Genomic DNA, 17,202 nt, shown 5'->3' on the forward strand with positions numbered 1-17,202 from the left:
CTTATTTAATTCTTTTTTTCATAGCCTCAACAATGTTAAAGGCTGCGGGACAAATAGCTACATTTTTAATTGTTAGATTCGATATTTGCTGAAACTTTTTTCTGTCGGTATGTGGAAATTCTCGGCAGGCTTTTGGACGCACATCGTAGATAGAACAGTAATTATCGGCACCTAAAAACGTGCAAGGAACACTTTGTAGAACATAATCGTTTTCTTCATCAATACGCAAATATTGGGCTATAAATTGCTGTGGTTTTAATCGGAAAAATTTTGAAATTCTATCAATGTCTTTATCGGTAAATAAAGGGCCTGTTGTTTTGCAACAATTAGCACACTCTAAACAATCGGTGCGCTTAAATTCCTGCTCATGCAAATCTTGCATAATATAATCTAAGTCTTTAGGCGGCTTACTTTTTAACTTAGCGAAGAATTTTTTATTCTCGTTATGCTTATCTTTGGCAAACTTTGGAAGATTATTTATAATGTCTTGCATGGTGCAAAAATAATATATTTATTATAAGATTTCCTTCTAACAGGAAACGAAAAAATGGCATTATTAATGAAAGACCTTTTTGGAACGGCTTTACTAGATTACCACTATGGTAATTACACCGAAGATATTATTACTTCTACAAACATTTCGGATGATGATGAACTACCACTACCCTACTTATTTCGTGATTTTAAATCGATGCCTAAACTAGAAAAAAGGGCTTTAAAATTAGCAAAAGGATGTGTTTTAGATGTTGGATGCGGTGCCGGAAGCCATAGCTTATATTTACAGAAACAGGGGTTAAAAGTTAAAGCTATAGACATTTCTAAAGGAGCCATTGAAGTTGCTAAAAACCGTGGTGTTTTACATGCTGAAATAAAAAATATTTTAGACGAAACCGAAACCTTCGATACAATTCTACTGCTAATGAATGGTACTGGAATTTTTCAGGAACTATCACAAGTTTCAAAATATTTAAAACATTTAAAAACGCTTTTAAATGAGGGTGGTCAAATTTTAATAGATTCTTCCGATATAAAATACATGTACGAAGATGAAGATGGTGGTTTTTGGATTGATACAAACGCCAATTATTATGGCGAACTCGATTATTTCCTTAGTTATAAAGGCGAAGAAGAAACGGCTATGAAATGGTTGTATTTAGATTTCAACAATTTAGAATTTGCTTGCGAGTCGGTTGGACTAAACTGCGAATTAATTGCCGAAGGCAAGCATTTCGATTACTTGGCAAGACTTAGCTAATACACAACAAAAAAGCTTCTGCATAAACAGAAGCTTTTTTTATAAAATCGAATGGACTAAATTAAAAATCGAACTTGTAAGTTGCCCCCGCTAAAAACTGAATGCTTTGTACCGGAAAATTCTGCCAACGTTGGTAACCTTGATTGGCAATATTATTAGCTTTTGCAAATACCGAAAACTGTTCGTTTATATGATAACCAACATGTGCATTCGCATCAAAATAACTATCTAAAGTAACGGTAAATGGCGTTGCAGCAATAGTAGGATCGTTTAAGAAAAACTGATCTTTACGTTCTCCCACGTAAAATAAATTAGCACCCGCAAACCAATGTGTATCTATTTGATAGTCTACAAACAAAGACCCTGTAATGTCTGGTAAATTCCATGCTTCGGCTTGAGAATCTGTTGAATAACTAAAATATTCAGCCTTTAAACCCAATTTAAAATTTCGGTTTACATCAACGTTTAATTCACCAGAAAAACCGAAGGTATCTACGTTATCATACACAACTCCAAACGAATTTCCGTAGGTATAACTTTGCGATGTTTTAGTGATGTCGTTATTTATAAACAAGGCTTTATTTTTATCTGAAACATAATGTCCGGCAATATTATAACTCATATTGCTAGATAACTTTCCTTTTATACCGGCATACGCATTATAAACCTGATCGGTTGGCATAATGTCTAAAGTTGGCGATACAAAGGTGTTTTCTGAAGCAAAATCGTAGTAAGAATTCTGAATTAGATCGCCCTCAATACCAGCATATGCAATTACCAAATCACTAGCAACTCTGTAAGTTGCCGAAATATTAGGATAAATATAAACACTACTTTTACCAGATACTCTATCGTTTAAATAATTTACAGAAGCCCCTAAATTAACTGTTAAATCGTCTTGTTTTAACTGATAGGTAGATGTAATTCCTAATTTAATATTACCATAATCTAGTGCATTTGTTTCACTATAATTAGTATCGAAACTACCACCTAAATAATCGATAACAACTTTGGTTGAGATTTCTTCATCTCCAAGCGGCACATCTACTTCACCGTTTAGAACCAATCTGTTTTCACCAGAACCTTGATTGTCGCCAAAACGTCTAAAAAGCACATTGGCTGTTTTTATGTAGGTATCTTCGAAAGTAATATCGCCACCCACATAGGCATTATAAAACGCATGACTTACATCGCTTATGTTTGCTTGAGCATCGGTAATTTGTGATTGAGGCACCCCATACCAATTGAAAACTTGATGCTGAAAACCACCTTCGACATTCCAAGATAAATCGCGTAATCGGGTTGTATAGTTTAAATTTATTTTAGAGTCTGAAAAATTATCATCGAAAGACAAACCTTCAATACCACCCGCCGATGAATGATGACTCACGTAACCACCAACACTTTCGTTTCTGCTTAGGGCATGATTTAAATAAACCTCTCCTAAAATTGTTTTATAAGTACCAACGCCTAAAGTTGCATAATTATCGAATAACTTATCTGGTTTTTCTTTTTCTACAACCGCTGCCTTACCTTTTGCAGGTGTAAAAGTAGATGCTACTGGAAAAGAGAAAATATTGTACTTCACCTCCTTTTTTGTGTCGGTTGTTGCATCATCTATACTTGGTACTTCTTTAACTTTAAAAGCATCAGAAATGGTTGGCGAATATGGTTTTACAACATCGATGACTCCTGTATTAATGGTGTCGTTTAGTTTCTTCTGAGAAAACACTAAGGTTACACTTAAAGAAAAAACGGCTAGAATTATATTTTTTATGTGCTTGCGCATATTTTTTTATTTAAAATTTTAAATAGATTTCAATTTCTTAAATCATGGTTACACTAATTACCATCGGGTAAAATAGAGGCATTTGTTTTGGCTTCTTCAGCTTTTATTTTAGTTAAAACATCTTTAGCTTCGGTAACAACATCATCGAATTCTTTAAAATTATCGATAACACTTTCTAAAATATAAGTCGCTTGAAAAGCATCTTTTAAAGCATAAAAATTCTTAGCCATTAAAACCAATCCTTTAGCACTATAATATTTATATCCAGAAAAATCTTTGGCTAATTTCTGTACCGTGGTGTTGGATGTTTCAAATTTGCCTTCTTTGTTTTTAAAATATGCGTTGTAATATAAAGCTTCGGCAGCTACTTCGCCCGTTGCAATTGTTTCAACTTGAGCATAAGCAGCTTTTGCTTTTGTTTCATTTCCTGTTTTAAAAGCCGAGCGCGCTATAATTATATGGGCATCGCTCTTTATTTTATTGTCTAACTTAGCGTTTGAAAGCACTTTTTCTGCATACAATACAGCTGTGTCGTAAACTTCTAACTGGTAATTGGCTTTCATTAAATTAGACTGAGCAAACACAATATTTTGCGGATAATTAGCTTCGGTTTCTAAACGCGTCAGTAAAGGCATGGCTTTTTTCCAACTTTTAGAATCTAAGTAAAACTGTGCTAATCGCGATAACGATTCTTCTGTAAACTCGCTTCTAGAAGCATTTACAACATATTCGTAATGTGGTGCTGCATTTTCGGTAAGTCCCTTTTTGAAATATAGTTGCGCCACATAAAAATGCGCATTTAAAGCATGAATTCCGTTAGGAAAACTATTTAAATAGCCATTAAACTGCTTGATGGCTTTATCTGTATTGTTATCTAAATATTGTTTTTCTGCGGCTTCGTAAGTGGCATTATCTAAATCGGCGTCGGTAACTTCTACATAATCTAAGGTTTTAACCCAAGAAGCATACTCATTTACACGGCCTAAATCGATATAAATTAAACGTGCTGTTGCTACAGACTGAACAGCTTCAGGCGAACCCGCATAGTTACTTGCTACCTTTTTGAAAATGGTAAGCGCTTTCTCGTTTTGATTTCCATTATAATATACTAATCCTTGACGCAATAAGGCTTTTGGGACAAAAGAACTCATTTTATATTCTGACTCTAAACGATTATAAACCTGATTTGCTTTTTCAATTTGGTTTGCTTTTACATAAGAATTACCTAATTCGAACATAGCATCATCACGAAGTTTCGATTTTTGATATTCTGAAATAAACTGTTCCAGTTCTTTAATTTTCTTAGCATCTTCACCTATATACCCGGCGCTTATTGCTTTTTGAAAAAATGCATAATCAGAATCTATTTCATTTAAAGCAATGGCTTTCTCGTATGCTTTAATGGCATTTCTATATTCGCTTGAAACAAAATAAGCATCACCCAAACGCAAATATGCATCGTTTAATCGCACCTTATCTGCTTTGTTTTTCGATATAAAATCATTGAATGCCTGAGTTGCTGGCGCATAATTTTTCAACTTAAAATAAGTATAAGCCAAATGATAATCTAAATTCTGGTACTCTGGCGTTTCGTTGGAAGCTGTTTGTTGTTGAAATTGTTTAAACCCAACTAAAGCATCGTCGAAATTGGTAAGATTATAATCTGATTCTGCCTTCCAAAACGTAGCTCTAGCCACAAAACGATTGTCGATAGCATTTTTTAAAGAAGCATCAAAAAGTTTTAAAGCTTCTAGATAATCGGCTTCGTTATACAATTCTAATCCTCTGTAAAAAGCCACTTTTTGGTATGCTGCTTTATTTTCGTAGCTATTTTTGCCATCTAACAGTTTTAAAGCTTCTTTGTAATTTTTTGAAGTGATATAAGAATCAATTAAAAGGGATTCAATCTCACTTTTATGAGTCGATTTCGGGTATTTTTCCAGATAGCCCGTTAATACTTGTGGTGCCGACTGGTACGGATTTCCTATGTCGTAACTAATTTTTGCATAATTTAAGTAAGCATCTTCCTGAATTTTTAAATCGAAATCCATTTGAGAGGCATTTCTAAAGGCATTTAAAGCCTCTTGTTTTTTGTTTAATTCGATATAACTTTCACCCAAATGGTAATAAGCATTTTGAGCAATGCTATTTTTTCCATCAATAATTTTATTGAATTCTGAAATGGCTTTTTCGAAATTATTTTGTTTGTAATAAGCGTATCCCAATTGATAAAAATCGGTATTATTCCATTTACCACGATTGCCCTTATAAGCCTGTAAATACGGAATAGCTTCGGCATATTTTTCTAAGTTGAAATAACTTTCACCTATAATTTTAGATAGCTCCGATACTTCTGATGCATCACTATCTTTTAATCTAGCTTTGGCTAAATCGATTGCTTTTTCAAAATTTCCTAGTTTGAAATTTAAATCGGCTTGATAATACGATAGTTTTTCTTTGTAACGTTCTTGATTGCTTACTTGGTCGAAATATTGGTTAGCTTTATTATAATCGTCGCCTTCATAAGCCATATAACCAATGTAATATTTGGCCTGCGACCCATAGGTTTTAGAGTTTTCAACCCGAGAAAGATATTTTTTAGCATCATTGTATTGCTTTGCTGAAAAAGCAGAATACCCATTATTGAAGTTGAATTTTTCCTTTTCACTTCGGCTCAGAGCATATTCATCTACTTTATCGTACCATTTTCTGGCATAAGCATATTTTCCGTTTACAAAATAATAATCGGCAACATCGATAAATGCGGTATTTCTCTTGGTGCTTGTTGGATAATCATTTACAAAATCTTCAACTAATTTATCGGCATTTTGCTGATTTAAACGCACCGCACAATTAGCGATATAATAGGCGCAATCTGATTGTAACGTGGTTTCGTTAGTTGATTTTTTAACGGAAGCAAACAAGGTTTGAGATGCTTGATATTGCTTATTATTATATAGCGACAACGCTTTTTTATACGTTACTAAATTATTAGTGTAAGTGGCAGATTTCTGAGCCATTACCAGATAACTAAAACTTATGGCTAACAAGAAGGAAACACTGTTTTTTAAAGTCATTAACGATTTATTTTTAATTTAAAATCAAAGATAATTTAATATAGATTTTATAACGCAACAATCGTGCTATAATTATAAACCATGCCTTAAAATTTATAAATACACCGGCTACCACTTACAAACAAGCAAAAAACTTTTATCTCCTATTTTTTAACTTTCAACTTTTATATTTTACATTTACAACACTTTAAAAAAAATTAAATTTTATTTATGTCGAATCCTATTTTAGAATTAAAAGAAGCCTCCATTTTTCAAGGTGATAGTTTAGTACTGTCTAATGTTAATGTTGAAATAAACAAAGGGGAGTTTGTATATTTAATAGGAAAAACAGGCACTGGAAAAAGTAGTTTTATGAAAACGCTTTATGGCGATTTACCTTTAACCAAAGGCGAAGGCCATATTGTAGATTACGATTTAAAAAATTTAAAAGAAAAAGACATTCCTTTTTTAAGACGAAAGCTGGGTGTTGTATTTCAAGATTTTAAACTTTTAATAGACAGAACCGTTAACGATAACTTATTATTTGTTTTAAAGGCTACCGGATGGAAAGATAAAACCGAAATGAATAGCCGTGTAGAAGAGGTTTTAACGAAAGTAGATATGAAAACGAAAGGTTTTAAATATCCTCATGAGTTATCTGGTGGAGAACAACAACGTATTGCCATTGCCAGAGCTCTACTTAACAATCCTGAGCTTATTTTAGCCGACGAACCTACTGGAAATTTAGACCCACAAACAAGTATCGAAGTGATGGAGGTGCTTCAAGATATTAATAAAAACGGTAACACCATTTTAATGGCTACGCACGATTATGCTTTATTGCTAAAATACCCAAGCAAAACACTAAAATGTGATGATAGCCAGATTTATGAAGTCGTGCAGAGAAAGGGGTAACATGTACAATTCCATAAAAAACATAGCTAAATCTATTATTCCTAAAAAATTACTCTTTGAAAACGAATTATTTTTAAGACGTTTTTATGGCATTTTTTTTAATGGGAAAAACCATGAATGCAACATTTGTAATCACAAAATTAGTCGTTTTATAAACTTAAACGGATACGACTTGCTTTGTCCCTACTGTGGAAGTTTATCAAGAACCCGAAGATTATATCAAATTATAAACAATGAAGGGATAAAAGGCAATATTTTGCATTTTTCGCCAACACGCTGTTTATATAGAACTCTTAAGAAGGATGGACAAATAACTTACTTTAGCACCGATTTTGAAAATGAATTTTTAGCCGATTACAAATTTGACATTACCAACATAAATCAAGAAGATGACAAATTTGATTATATAATCTGTTATCATATACTTGAACATATTACCGCCGACAAAAAAGCTATGAAAGAACTCTATAGAGTTTTAAAACCTGGAGGTAAAGTTTTTATTCAAACCCCTTTTAAAGAAGGCGATATTTATGAAGACGACACTATTGTTAACCCCAAGGAGCGCGAAAAACATTTTGGACAAAACGATCATGTTCGAATTTATTCAATTGAAGGCCTAAAAAACAGATTAACACAACATTTATTTAAGGTTAAAATTAAACACTTCAATGAAAATAAAGATGACTTCTATCATGGATTTATTTCGCCAGAAACTGTTTTAATTGCGAGTAAGTTATGAGACTAATTACGAGTGACGACATTATTGACACCTACATAAAACTTCACCAAAGAGGTTTAAGTTTTATAACTTCAAAATTTAATTTCAATCAATTAAAAAGAGCTAAAACAGCCTTTAATCATAATACAATAAAAACTTCTAATTGGTGGGATATCCCATCTATAAAAGAGCGTTGGAATTTATTAGTTACTGGAAATAAAAAACTAGATTTTATAGATTTCACAATAGAAAACTACTTAAATGAGGCGCAAAATTTAAGTATGCTTTCTTTAGGTAGTGGGAATTGTGAAACCGAGCTAAAGTTTGCAAAACACAAAGCTTTGAAATTAATTACATGCATCGATATTTCCGACATTCCGCTAAAAAAAGCAAAAGAAATAGCGGACTTAAACGAACTAGATAATATTGAGTTTAAAGTAAAAAATGTAAATGATTTTCAATTTCCAATAAAAAAATATGATATCGTATATTTTAGAGCTTCTTTACATCACTTTAAAAACATTGAAAGCTTAGTAGGCCTGCAAATAAATAATTCTTTAAAAGAAAACGGCTTTCTAATAATTGATGAATATGTGGGACCTAATAGACTTCAATTCCCAAAAAAACAAATAACTGCTATTAACCAAGCATTAAAAATAATACCAAAAGAATACAGAAAAAGATTCAACTTAAATTTATTAAAAAATAAAGTTTCTGGCTCTGGTATTTTAAGAATGATTATCGCAGATCCCTCAGAATGTATCGAATCGGCAAATATTTTACCAAACATTCACAAGAATTACAATACAATTTACGAAGCTAATTATGGTGGTAATATTTTAATGCCGGTTCTTAAAGATATTGCACATCATTTTACATACTTAACTGAGGATAAAGAATTAGTATTGAACAAACTCTATAATTTTGAGGACGAATATTTAAAAAACAATCCAAGTAATTTTGTCTTTGGAATTTACCAGAAAAAATAAAAATGCTATCCATTCTAATCCCTACATATAATTATAATGTTTACCCACTAGCTAGTGAATTAGAAAAACAAGCCCTTGATGCAAATATTGAATTTGAAATTATTTGTTTTGATGATGGATCTAAATCCGATATAAACAATGAAAACAATAAAATAAATAAGCTACAACATTCGAAATTTTTAGAAAACAAAAAAAATGTTGGTTTAAGCAATAACAGAAATTTACTTGCCGAAGCTTCAAAATTTGAAAACTTATTGTTTATAGATGGGGATTCTATTTTACCAAATTCTTATTTTATAATGAATTATGTTGAGGCTTTAAAAAGCAACAACCAAGTAATTTATGGCGGCAGAATACATCCAGAGAAAGCAGAAGTCAACAGAACATTACGTTGGAAATATGGCAAATATATTGAAGATCAAACCGATTTAAATAGAAAAAAAAACATCTATAAATCTGTACTATTCAACAATACGCTAATAAAAAAAACGCTGTTTAATAAAATTAAATTTGAAGAAAATATTATTCAATACGGGCATGAGGACACTGTTTTTGCATACAAAATTAGTGTGATTAAAACCTCTGTTTTACATATCGACAATCCAGTTTTGCATGGCGACATAGACCTTAACGAAGTTTATTTAAAAAAAACGGAAAAAGCATTAGAAAATTTAAATTTCATATACAAAAACAATTTAATTGATTATAAGTTTATTACTTTTTTAAAACTTTTTAAAAAAACAGAAAAAATTAAACTAAACTATCTTTTATCACTTTTTTACAAACTATTCAACAAGTTTTTAACTCATAATTTAACTTCTAAAAACCCGTCCCTATTTGTTTTTAATCTCTTTAGAATAAGTTACTTTAGCTATATAAATTTAAAAAAATAATGCCTTTTTTTTCAGTAATTATTCCATTATATAATAAAGAGAAATATATAAAGCATACTTTAAATAGTGTACTTAACCAGACTTTTGAGGATTTTGAAATTATAATTATTAATGACGGCAGCACAGATGGTAGTTTAAAAATTGTACAGGAATTTAAAGATGCTAGAATAAAAATTATAAATCAAAAAAACAAAGGTTTATGTTATAGCAGAAATACTGGAATTAAAAATGCGCTTTCAAATTTTATTGCGCTTTTGGATGCTGATGATTTATGGATGAAAGACTATTTAGAGACAAACTTTAAATTGATTCAAGCACAAAAAAAAGATTTTGTTTTTGCTACTAATGTTAAACTTTTAAATTCAAAAACAAATCCTATTTTAAATGTTACAAATTTTGAAGAGCATAATATTAATTTAATAGAAAACTATTTTAGCCTTCAAAAAAATATCATGGGACCTAGTTCTTTAGTTATAAAAAAAACTGTATTTGAAGTAGTTGGATATTTTGATGAAACCATTAATTATGGTGAGGAAGACGATTTTTATATTAGATGTTTTAACAAGTATCGATTAGTCTATTATAACCAACCAAAAATATATTACAGAATAGGTATTGAAGAACAACTAACTAGACCCAATCCTAATTTTGAAAGAAGAATACCTAATTATGAGGCATATTTAAAGATTTACAAAAACAACAAAGATTTGACAAAATTTATTGATTATGTTTATTATAGAATGGTAATCTTATATAAAATGGAACTGAATTATGAGTTGGTAAAATTCTATAAGGCTAAAGTAAATCCAAAAAATTTATTCTTAATAAAAAGGATAAAATTTTATCTACCTACAAAGGCTTTTTATTTTACTAAAAAAATTTATGTTGGTTTTCTAGAATATCTATCCATTTATTAGTAACTACATCCTCAGAAAATCGATCTAAGTCTTTGTGAGTATTTTGTTCTAAATTATTGTAAAAATGGTTATCTAGCAATTTATTGAGCGCCAGTGTTAGTTGCTGTTCATTCTGGTTATCTACCAATAAACCATTAATATAATTTTGTATAATCTCACTAGGCCCGCTTTTGCAATTAAACGCAATAACTGGTGTATTTAAAAATAAAGATTCCACCAATACCATTGGAAAACCTTCAATTTTACTAGTAAGAACCAAAGCTTTAGCATTACTTATTAATTCATTTGGGTTTTTAGTAAAAGGTATTAACTCTACATGTTTACCCATAGATAGTTCCGAAATTAACAACTCTAAATTTAATTTCTCACTTCCACTTCCTAAAATAACTAGCTTAACGTTACTATTTGGCAAATGAGATTTTGAAAAATTCTTAATCAATTTATCAAACTGTTTTATTTTAGTTAATCTTCCAACCCCTATAATATAATCATAATCATATACTTTTTTGTCCGAACTATACTTATTAGGTATGGTATAATTATAAACTACGGTGCTTTTTAAAAATAATTTATTTTCTAATTTATTTTTAATTTCATTACAAACCGAAACAAACATTCTATTTTTAACATGCGGAAATAATGAAGCCCAAGGAAATTTTAAGAATGAAAAATAATAGGATAAATCGTAATTATGTACACAATAAATTATAGTTTCATTTTTAAAAATAAACTTAGAAAACACTATTTCCTTTAAATATTTATTTCTAACTCTATGATCTATAATGACATCAAATTTATTTAAGGAAAAATACTTTTTAAATTTTAAAAGGGACAGAAGTTTGTTATTTGATTTTTTTACTAATCCAAAGTTATAAAGCGCTCCTTCAAATTGATAATCAATAAAATCTGTCATTGACACTATGTGAATTTCATAGCCTTTTTTACTTAATGAGATTGACATATTTGCCGCAACCTTTTCTGCACCTCCAAAACTAAGACTATCAGAAATAATACACACTTTTTTACTCATATTTCAAAAAACTATCTACTTAAATAAAATTTAATTTCATTAAAAAAATTACAATGTATATAAAATTAAAAAAAGCTTATAACTTTACTAATTAATAGCTCTCTTTTATCATTTAAAAAATTTATTCATGTACCAACTTTCGGTTTTACTAATTGCTTACAATAATGAAAAATACATTAAAGAAACTTTAGATTCTTTAATAAAGCAAAAAACCTCTTTTAAATATGAAATAGTTGTTGGTGACGACTGTTCAACTGACCTAACCTTTAAAATTATAAGTGAATATGCAAAAAAACATCCTTATCTATTTAATATACAACAGAATAAATCACAATTAGGCATTCTTAATAATTTCAAAACAACATTAGACAGGTGTTCTGGTGAATTTGTTTTTAATTTTGATGGTGATGATATTGTTAAGGATGAATTTGCATTAGAGAAACTTGCTCATGTTTTGAAAAACAATTCTAACTTAGGTTTTGTAGATTCTGGATTTGACTGCTACATTAGTGAAGAAAATGCTCTAATAAAATTTTGGAATAAAAAAAACATTGTAGCTACAAAAAAAGAATATAAAAAAAGAATGCTATTAGGTCAAGTTATTCCGGTTGGTATTTGCTTTAGAAAAGACCTTATGTACAAATTTGTAGACTTCGAATATTTTATTGATAAAAAAATAACGATTGAAGATTATCCTGTTTTAGTTGATATGGTAATGAATTGTGATTTTGAAAGAATTAATGAATCTTTACATATTTACAGACTCCATTCTGCATCATATTCTAATACAAAGTCTTTTGATAAATTATTCTTTTTAAGTGAACAAATGTTAAACTTATTTAATTATTTTAAATTAAAATATAAGTTTCCCGAAGAATTAAATGAATCTTATTTGGAATTACATTACAAACAATTACTGTTTAATTGTGGGAAAAACTCTCAAAAAAAACTAGGTAAAAAAAGTTTTAATTCAATAAAAAAGAAGTCATTTAGAGATATCATATATTATTTAGCAAGTCAATATCCTCTTTTACTTAAAATTGTTTTAGTATATAAAAAAACCTATTTGAAATTCATGAAACCATCATAATCCCTAATATAATCTTCTTCTATATATATATTAGAAGCTAAAACTAAACATATGGAGTCAGCTTTAAAATTAGTTAGCTCTCTCCAAATCATTTTTGGAATTAGCAACCCTTCATTTGGTTTATTTAATGTAAAAAGTTTTTTATTACCGTGTACATCACATATTTCAACATTAAAACTTCCTTTTAAAGCTATTAAGAATTCGTTTTGCTCGATATGAGCATGCCCACCTCTAGTAACATTTTCTGGAATATTATATATATAGTAAACTCTTTTTACATCAAATGGCAAAATATCTTTTTGAACAAAAGACAAAGCCCCCCTAACATCTTCATTCCCAGGAATATTTATAATTTTTGAATTACTAATTTCCAAATTCTAAAATTTTAATTTATTATTAATAATTTCTTTGAAAGATATAAAATTATTAATCTTTTTAATGCTAATAATTAATGAAAACAAGATACCTATGGACATTAAAATATATTTTAACAAACTATTTTCTATCTGAATTAAAAACAACATTATTAAACATTGACCAAGACATATATAGAAAAGTAATTTAACATTTAAATGAAAATGAATTTTATACTTTTTAAATATTATAAAGTTGATTATAACTAAATCGATAATGTGATATAATGAATACCCTATTCCAACACCTGTTAAACCAAAAAACTTATAGCCAAAAACAACAAACACAAATAGTAAAGAATTAGATATTAATTCTGAACTTAGGTATAATTTTGAATTCCCTTTTGCTAAAATGATAAATCCTAAAGACCATGAAATAACCTTAAATAAAATAGACATTACACCATAAGTTATCATTCCTTGTATAGGCATAAACTCTTTTGTGTATAGTATTTTAATTATTATAGGGTTAAACACCATGAATAAAACCACAAGGGGTGTGAGCAACAAAATAGCAATAGCTACTTGACTATTCAACATTTTTTTTATCGCTATATTATCATTAGAAACTTCAGAAATTCTTGGAAAATAATCTTTACTTAAAACGTACAGAAAAACAACTACATAAGAATTTAGAACAGTAAAGCCCGCACTGTAAAGCCCAACTTCGGTAACATTTCGAAAATTTGCAATATATATTTGTATTAGATATCCAACCAAAATCTCGTACAAATTAGCTATACTTATAATTATCCCCAATAAAATCATTGTCCTTCCATCTTTAAAAAGTTGATTAAAAAAAAACCTGGTTTTTTTAATTTTTACTTTTTTTATAAAAAATTTAGAGATTAAAAAACCTATTATTGATGTAATTAAAATAACCCAAGGAATCCCTTTTTCTCCTATAGTATAATAGATAATTACTGTTGGAATTAAACTAAACAAACTTGAAAATAAAGTAACAGCCGCAAGTTTTTTTATGTATTTTAAACCTTGTAAAATAGCTAAATTAGCGCTTAAAAGCTGATTAAATAGTACTGCAAGCGATATTACTATAAAATATGATGTGTAGTTATCATTTCCAAAGGTTATAAAGCTTAACCAATTAGAGAGCACTAAGCAAATTAAAGCCCCTAAAACACCCAATACCCAAGATAAATGGATTGTTGTGTTTATTAAATTAGATAACCGATCTTTTTTTAATTCATTATTAGCAACTGCTATTTCCTTTACAGCACTTACATCAATTCCTAATTTACTAAATCCCGAAATTAAATTTAATGTAGTGCTTAATAATCCAAAAACTCCAAACCCAGCTACTCCAATTAATAATGCGGTAATTTTGGATTTTATAATTGATAAAATGATATTAAAAAATTGAACACTCCCTAAGAGAAATGTAACTTTTAGAATTTGTTGGTATAATTTTTTATCCTTATTCAAATCTTATCTGAATTTAGAAACCAAATCAACAACTAATGAAATTTCCCTTTCTTCTAGAGATGGGTTTAAAGGTAAACTCAAAACTTCTTGATGTAGAACAGTTGTTATTGGTAAATTTAAAGAGCTAAATTCTTTAAAGGCCTTTTGATGATGGATTGGGGTAACGTAATGTATTTGAGTTTCAATACTATTTTCTAATAAATATCTTCTAAACTCTTCTCTTCTATCACTTCTTACAACAAACAAGTGAAACACATGTTGATTAAAATCTTTGCATTCAGGCAACAAAATTTTGTTTGTTTTTATGTTTTCATAATAAATCTTTGCGATTGATTTTCGCTTCTCATTTTCTTCATCAAGATATTTTAGCTTAACTCTTAAAAACATGGCTTGTAACTCATCAAGCCTGCAATTGTAACCCTTAAAATCGTTTTCAAAAGATGTTTTCCTCCCATAGTTTCTTAATTTACTAATTACAGTAGCCAACGACTCATTATTTGTTGTAACTGCGCCTGCATCACCTAAAGCACCTAAATTTTTGGTAGGATAAAAACTAAAAGCTGCTGCGTCAGAAAGGTTACCCGATTTTTCTCCGTTAAAAATTGCACCATGTGCTTGAGCTGCATCCTCTATAAGAATTAAATTATTAGTTTCACAAATATTTTTCAAAGCAGAAACATTATATAATTGTCCATACAAATGAACTCCCATAATTGCTTTGGTTTTTAATGTTAATTTTTCGGTTATCTTTTTAACATCAATATTATATGAATTAATTTCTGGCTCTACCAATACAGGTATTAAGCCGGTATTAGCAATAGCTAAAACAGATGCTATGTATGTGTTTGCCGGCACAATAACTTCATCACCAACCGATAATTTACCTAACAACTTGTAAGCTTCAAAAATTAATTGTAAAGCATCTAATCCATTACTAGTTCCTATACAATATTTACTTCCGCAAAAATGTGCAAATTCTTTTTCAAAGTTTAATACATGGTCAGATAAAATATACTTCCCATTGTTTAGAAACATCTCAAATTCATTTTTGAAAATTCCTTCAAACTTTGAATTAATCTTTTGCAGGTTTAAAAACTCAACCATATAATCACCCTGTAAATTATTATAAAAAATAGCTAATTTTAGATAAAAGATTATTAATAACAGATACTAATTTGTCTCATAATAATACAAAAAACACAATTACTTTTCATTCACAACTCCAAAGAGCGAGCTGCTAAATATGAGCAATATAATACAATAATACATAACATAGCTCACAAAATGTGCAATAACCGCACCTTCAACACTATTAAACAAATCGATAAAGTAGATACTGGTTGCATATAAAATAACAACTAAAAACGCTTCGGTTAGTATGTAATGCCAGAACATTTTTTTTGCTAAAAACTGGTATGCAATAACGGTTGAAAGCACTTTAACAAAGTCGCCTAGTATTTGCCAAATAAATAACCCTTCAACAGGCTCAAAATTATCTGTAAAAATAAAACTTACAATGTAAGATCTAAAAACATATATAAATAAGAAACCAATTAATAAAACGGGGATTATGGTTTTATAAAAACTAAAAACTTCCTTCCTAAACTCTTTAACATCATCGATTTCAGAAAATCGAGGTAAAATATAAAGTGCCATTAGTGAACTAACTAGCATGAGGTAATACTTTGAAATACGCGTCATTACTTCCCAGAAACCTGCATCTTTATAACTCACATTATCAATAATATACATTCTTATGGCAAGTGCACAAATAGGTAGTAAAACCGAAGTAAATAATGCCATTATGGAGTAAGAGCTCATTTTACCTAAAAGATTAGAGCTAAAGTTTGATACTTTTATAAGCGAGACTAAGCTGCGTCTATTTATAATACCTACCAAGGTGATTAGAAATATTAAAGATTCGGCAATAACTACCGCAATTAAAGCTCCATCTATTTTATTTTGATAGATTAATAATACTGCTATAGATGCACTTAAAACCTGCCCAATAATATTTATTACGATAAGAATTTTATACTTTGAAAATCCATTCATTATAGAAAACGAGAACATGTTTAATGCATAAAATGGCAATACAATTGCAAACACTTTTATTACATAAGAGTAATCATTATAAATCGGAAAAATTAAATCATTAAGAAAATCGGCATTGAAATAACAGAAAAATGAGACTAAAATTGTTGACACAAACCCAGTATAAAAGGCGGTAGACAGCACTTTACTTAGTTCCAGCAAATCTTCTTGAAATTCTGAAATATATTTTACAACGGCCTTGTAAGAACCAAAAATAGAGATGGTTTGAAACGCGCTAACAAAGTTTTGTAAATTCCCAATAATAGCAAAACCTACAGGGCCAATAAAAAAAGCAATCGCCTTTGAAGTTAATAAGCCAGCTATCAATCTTGTTAAAAGAGAGGCTGTTTGTAAAGAAGTTACTTTTACTAAAACGTAGTTGTTTATATAATCTATTAATTTTTTCAATTAATATGGGGTTGTAGGTTATTCAAAAATTGAAAAGGGCAAAATTAATTAGATTGCAAAACCTAAAGTAATCTTAAACAGTCAAATATACAAAATCATTTTACTTAAAAACCCAAACCTAAATCAAAAATGTAAGAATTTAATTCATTAAAAATTATTTTTTTAATATGTAATAAATATTGATACAAAAAA

The 17,202-nt window shown here is 29.2% G+C and carries 15 protein-coding genes; 7 read left to right on the plus strand and 8 right to left on the minus strand.

What is annotated here, in order from left to right; genetic code table 11:
• Position 1: 1 nt before the first annotated feature.
• Positions 2 to 493 carry a YkgJ family cysteine cluster protein gene (locus tag AW14_RS00715; protein WP_044637060.1) on the minus strand — a complete coding sequence of 164 codons (492 nt, stop codon included), beginning with the start codon at positions 491 to 493 and terminating at the stop codon, positions 2 to 4.
• Between the two features lie 66 nt (positions 494 to 559).
• Here AW14_RS00715 and AW14_RS00720 point away from each other — a divergent pair, with 66 nt between their 5' ends.
• Entirely contained in the window at positions 560 to 1,255 is a 696-nt protein-coding gene (locus AW14_RS00720; protein ID WP_044639431.1) for a class I SAM-dependent methyltransferase, read from the plus strand.
• 61 nt (positions 1,256 to 1,316) lie between these two features.
• On the opposite strand, the gene AW14_RS00725 is transcribed toward AW14_RS00720, so the two are convergent.
• Entirely contained in the window at positions 1,317 to 3,044 is a 1,728-nt protein-coding gene (locus AW14_RS00725) for a porin family protein (RefSeq protein WP_044637061.1), read from the minus strand.
• A 53-nt stretch (positions 3,045 to 3,097) separates the two neighbouring features.
• Positions 3,098 to 6,121: a tetratricopeptide repeat protein gene (locus AW14_RS00730; RefSeq protein WP_044637062.1), complete on the minus strand. Its 3,024-nt coding sequence runs from the start codon at positions 6,119 to 6,121 to the stop codon at positions 3,098 to 3,100.
• Between the two features lie 210 nt (positions 6,122 to 6,331).
• Between AW14_RS00730 and AW14_RS00735 the strand changes: the two genes are divergently transcribed.
• From AW14_RS00735 to AW14_RS14365, 5 genes are read left to right on the plus strand one after another with little or no spacing between them, the layout of a single operon-like run.
• Positions 6,332 to 7,015, plus strand: a complete 684-nt coding sequence (locus tag AW14_RS00735; RefSeq protein WP_044637063.1) for a cell division ATP-binding protein FtsE — start codon at positions 6,332 to 6,334, stop codon at positions 7,013 to 7,015.
• Position 7,016: 1 nt separating this feature from the next.
• A complete protein-coding gene (locus AW14_RS00740) occupies positions 7,017 to 7,754 on the plus strand; it encodes a class I SAM-dependent methyltransferase (protein WP_044637064.1) in 738 nt (245 codons plus the stop codon).
• Positions 7,751 to 8,722 (plus strand): class I SAM-dependent methyltransferase, encoded by a 972-nt coding sequence (locus AW14_RS00745; protein WP_044637065.1) that lies wholly within the window; start codon positions 7,751 to 7,753, stop codon positions 8,720 to 8,722. Before AW14_RS00740 ends, AW14_RS00745 begins: the two co-directional genes overlap by 4 nt.
• A gap of 2 nt (positions 8,723 to 8,724) precedes the next feature.
• Positions 8,725 to 9,615, plus strand: a complete 891-nt coding sequence (locus AW14_RS00750; protein WP_044637066.1) for a glycosyltransferase family 2 protein — start codon at positions 8,725 to 8,727, stop codon at positions 9,613 to 9,615.
• Entirely contained in the window at positions 9,615 to 10,532 is a 918-nt protein-coding gene (locus AW14_RS14365; RefSeq protein WP_052647402.1) for a glycosyltransferase family 2 protein, read from the plus strand. Before AW14_RS00750 ends, AW14_RS14365 begins: the two co-directional genes overlap by 1 nt.
• On the opposite strand, the gene AW14_RS00760 is transcribed toward AW14_RS14365, so the two are convergent.
• The gene (locus tag AW14_RS00760; RefSeq protein WP_044637067.1) at positions 10,486 to 11,562 is read right to left on the minus strand and encodes a glycosyltransferase; all 1,077 of its coding nucleotides are present in this window, start codon (positions 11,560 to 11,562) and stop codon (positions 10,486 to 10,488) included. The genes AW14_RS14365 and AW14_RS00760 overlap by 47 nt on opposite strands.
• Before the next feature lie 127 nt (positions 11,563 to 11,689).
• On the opposite strand from AW14_RS00760, the gene AW14_RS00765 reads away from it, so the two are divergent.
• Complete coding sequence (locus AW14_RS00765; RefSeq protein WP_044637068.1) at positions 11,690 to 12,652, plus strand: glycosyltransferase family 2 protein; 963 nt, start codon at positions 11,690 to 11,692, stop codon at positions 12,650 to 12,652.
• Here AW14_RS00765 and AW14_RS00770 read toward each other — a convergent pair.
• From AW14_RS00770 to AW14_RS00785, 4 genes are all read right to left on the minus strand, one after another.
• Positions 12,625 to 13,026, minus strand: coding sequence for a sugar 3,4-ketoisomerase (locus AW14_RS00770; protein WP_044637069.1), 402 nt, complete (start codon positions 13,024 to 13,026; stop codon positions 12,625 to 12,627). The two genes, AW14_RS00765 and AW14_RS00770, sit on opposite strands and share 28 nt — an antisense overlap.
• Positions 13,027 to 13,029: 3 nt before the next feature.
• Positions 13,030 to 14,508: an oligosaccharide flippase family protein gene (locus tag AW14_RS00775; protein ID WP_044637070.1), complete on the minus strand. Its 1,479-nt coding sequence runs from the start codon at positions 14,506 to 14,508 to the stop codon at positions 13,030 to 13,032.
• A 3-nt stretch (positions 14,509 to 14,511) separates the two neighbouring features.
• Complete coding sequence (locus AW14_RS00780) at positions 14,512 to 15,612, minus strand: DegT/DnrJ/EryC1/StrS family aminotransferase (protein WP_044637071.1); 1,101 nt, start codon at positions 15,610 to 15,612, stop codon at positions 14,512 to 14,514.
• A 99-nt stretch (positions 15,613 to 15,711) separates the two neighbouring features.
• Positions 15,712 to 17,010 (minus strand): O-antigen translocase, encoded by a 1,299-nt coding sequence (locus tag AW14_RS00785; RefSeq protein ID WP_044637072.1) that lies wholly within the window; start codon positions 17,008 to 17,010, stop codon positions 15,712 to 15,714.
• Between the last annotated feature and the right edge of the window lie 192 nt (positions 17,011 to 17,202).

Source organism: Siansivirga zeaxanthinifaciens CC-SAMT-1, assembly GCF_000941055.1.
Lineage (GTDB): Bacteria > Bacteroidota > Bacteroidia > Flavobacteriales > Flavobacteriaceae > Siansivirga > Siansivirga zeaxanthinifaciens.

Bases quoted from the DNA above. Each gene is read 5' to 3' on its own strand.
- AW14_RS00715 (WP_044637060.1), bottom strand. From the start codon at position 493: ATGCAAGACATTATAAATAATCTTCCAAAGTTTGCCAAAGATAAGCAT.
- AW14_RS00720 (WP_044639431.1), top strand. From the start codon at position 560: ATGAAAGACCTTTTTGGAACGGCTTTACTAGATTACCACTATGGTAAT.
- AW14_RS00725 (WP_044637061.1), bottom strand. From the start codon at position 3,044: ATGCGCAAGCACATAAAAAATATAATTCTAGCCGTTTTTTCTTTAAGT.
- AW14_RS00730 (WP_044637062.1), bottom strand. From the start codon at position 6,121: ATGACTTTAAAAAACAGTGTTTCCTTCTTGTTAGCCATAAGTTTTAGT.
- AW14_RS00735 (WP_044637063.1), top strand. From the start codon at position 6,332: ATGTCGAATCCTATTTTAGAATTAAAAGAAGCCTCCATTTTTCAAGGT.
- AW14_RS00740 (WP_044637064.1), top strand. From the start codon at position 7,017: ATGTACAATTCCATAAAAAACATAGCTAAATCTATTATTCCTAAAAAA.
- AW14_RS00745 (WP_044637065.1), top strand. From the start codon at position 7,751: ATGAGACTAATTACGAGTGACGACATTATTGACACCTACATAAAACTT.
- AW14_RS00750 (WP_044637066.1), top strand. From the start codon at position 8,725: ATGCTATCCATTCTAATCCCTACATATAATTATAATGTTTACCCACTA.
- AW14_RS14365 (WP_052647402.1), top strand. From the start codon at position 9,615: ATGCCTTTTTTTTCAGTAATTATTCCATTATATAATAAAGAGAAATAT.
- AW14_RS00760 (WP_044637067.1), bottom strand. From the start codon at position 11,562: ATGAGTAAAAAAGTGTGTATTATTTCTGATAGTCTTAGTTTTGGAGGT.
- AW14_RS00765 (WP_044637068.1), top strand. From the start codon at position 11,690: ATGTACCAACTTTCGGTTTTACTAATTGCTTACAATAATGAAAAATAC.
- AW14_RS00780 (WP_044637071.1), bottom strand. From the start codon at position 15,612: ATGGTTGAGTTTTTAAACCTGCAAAAGATTAATTCAAAGTTTGAAGGA.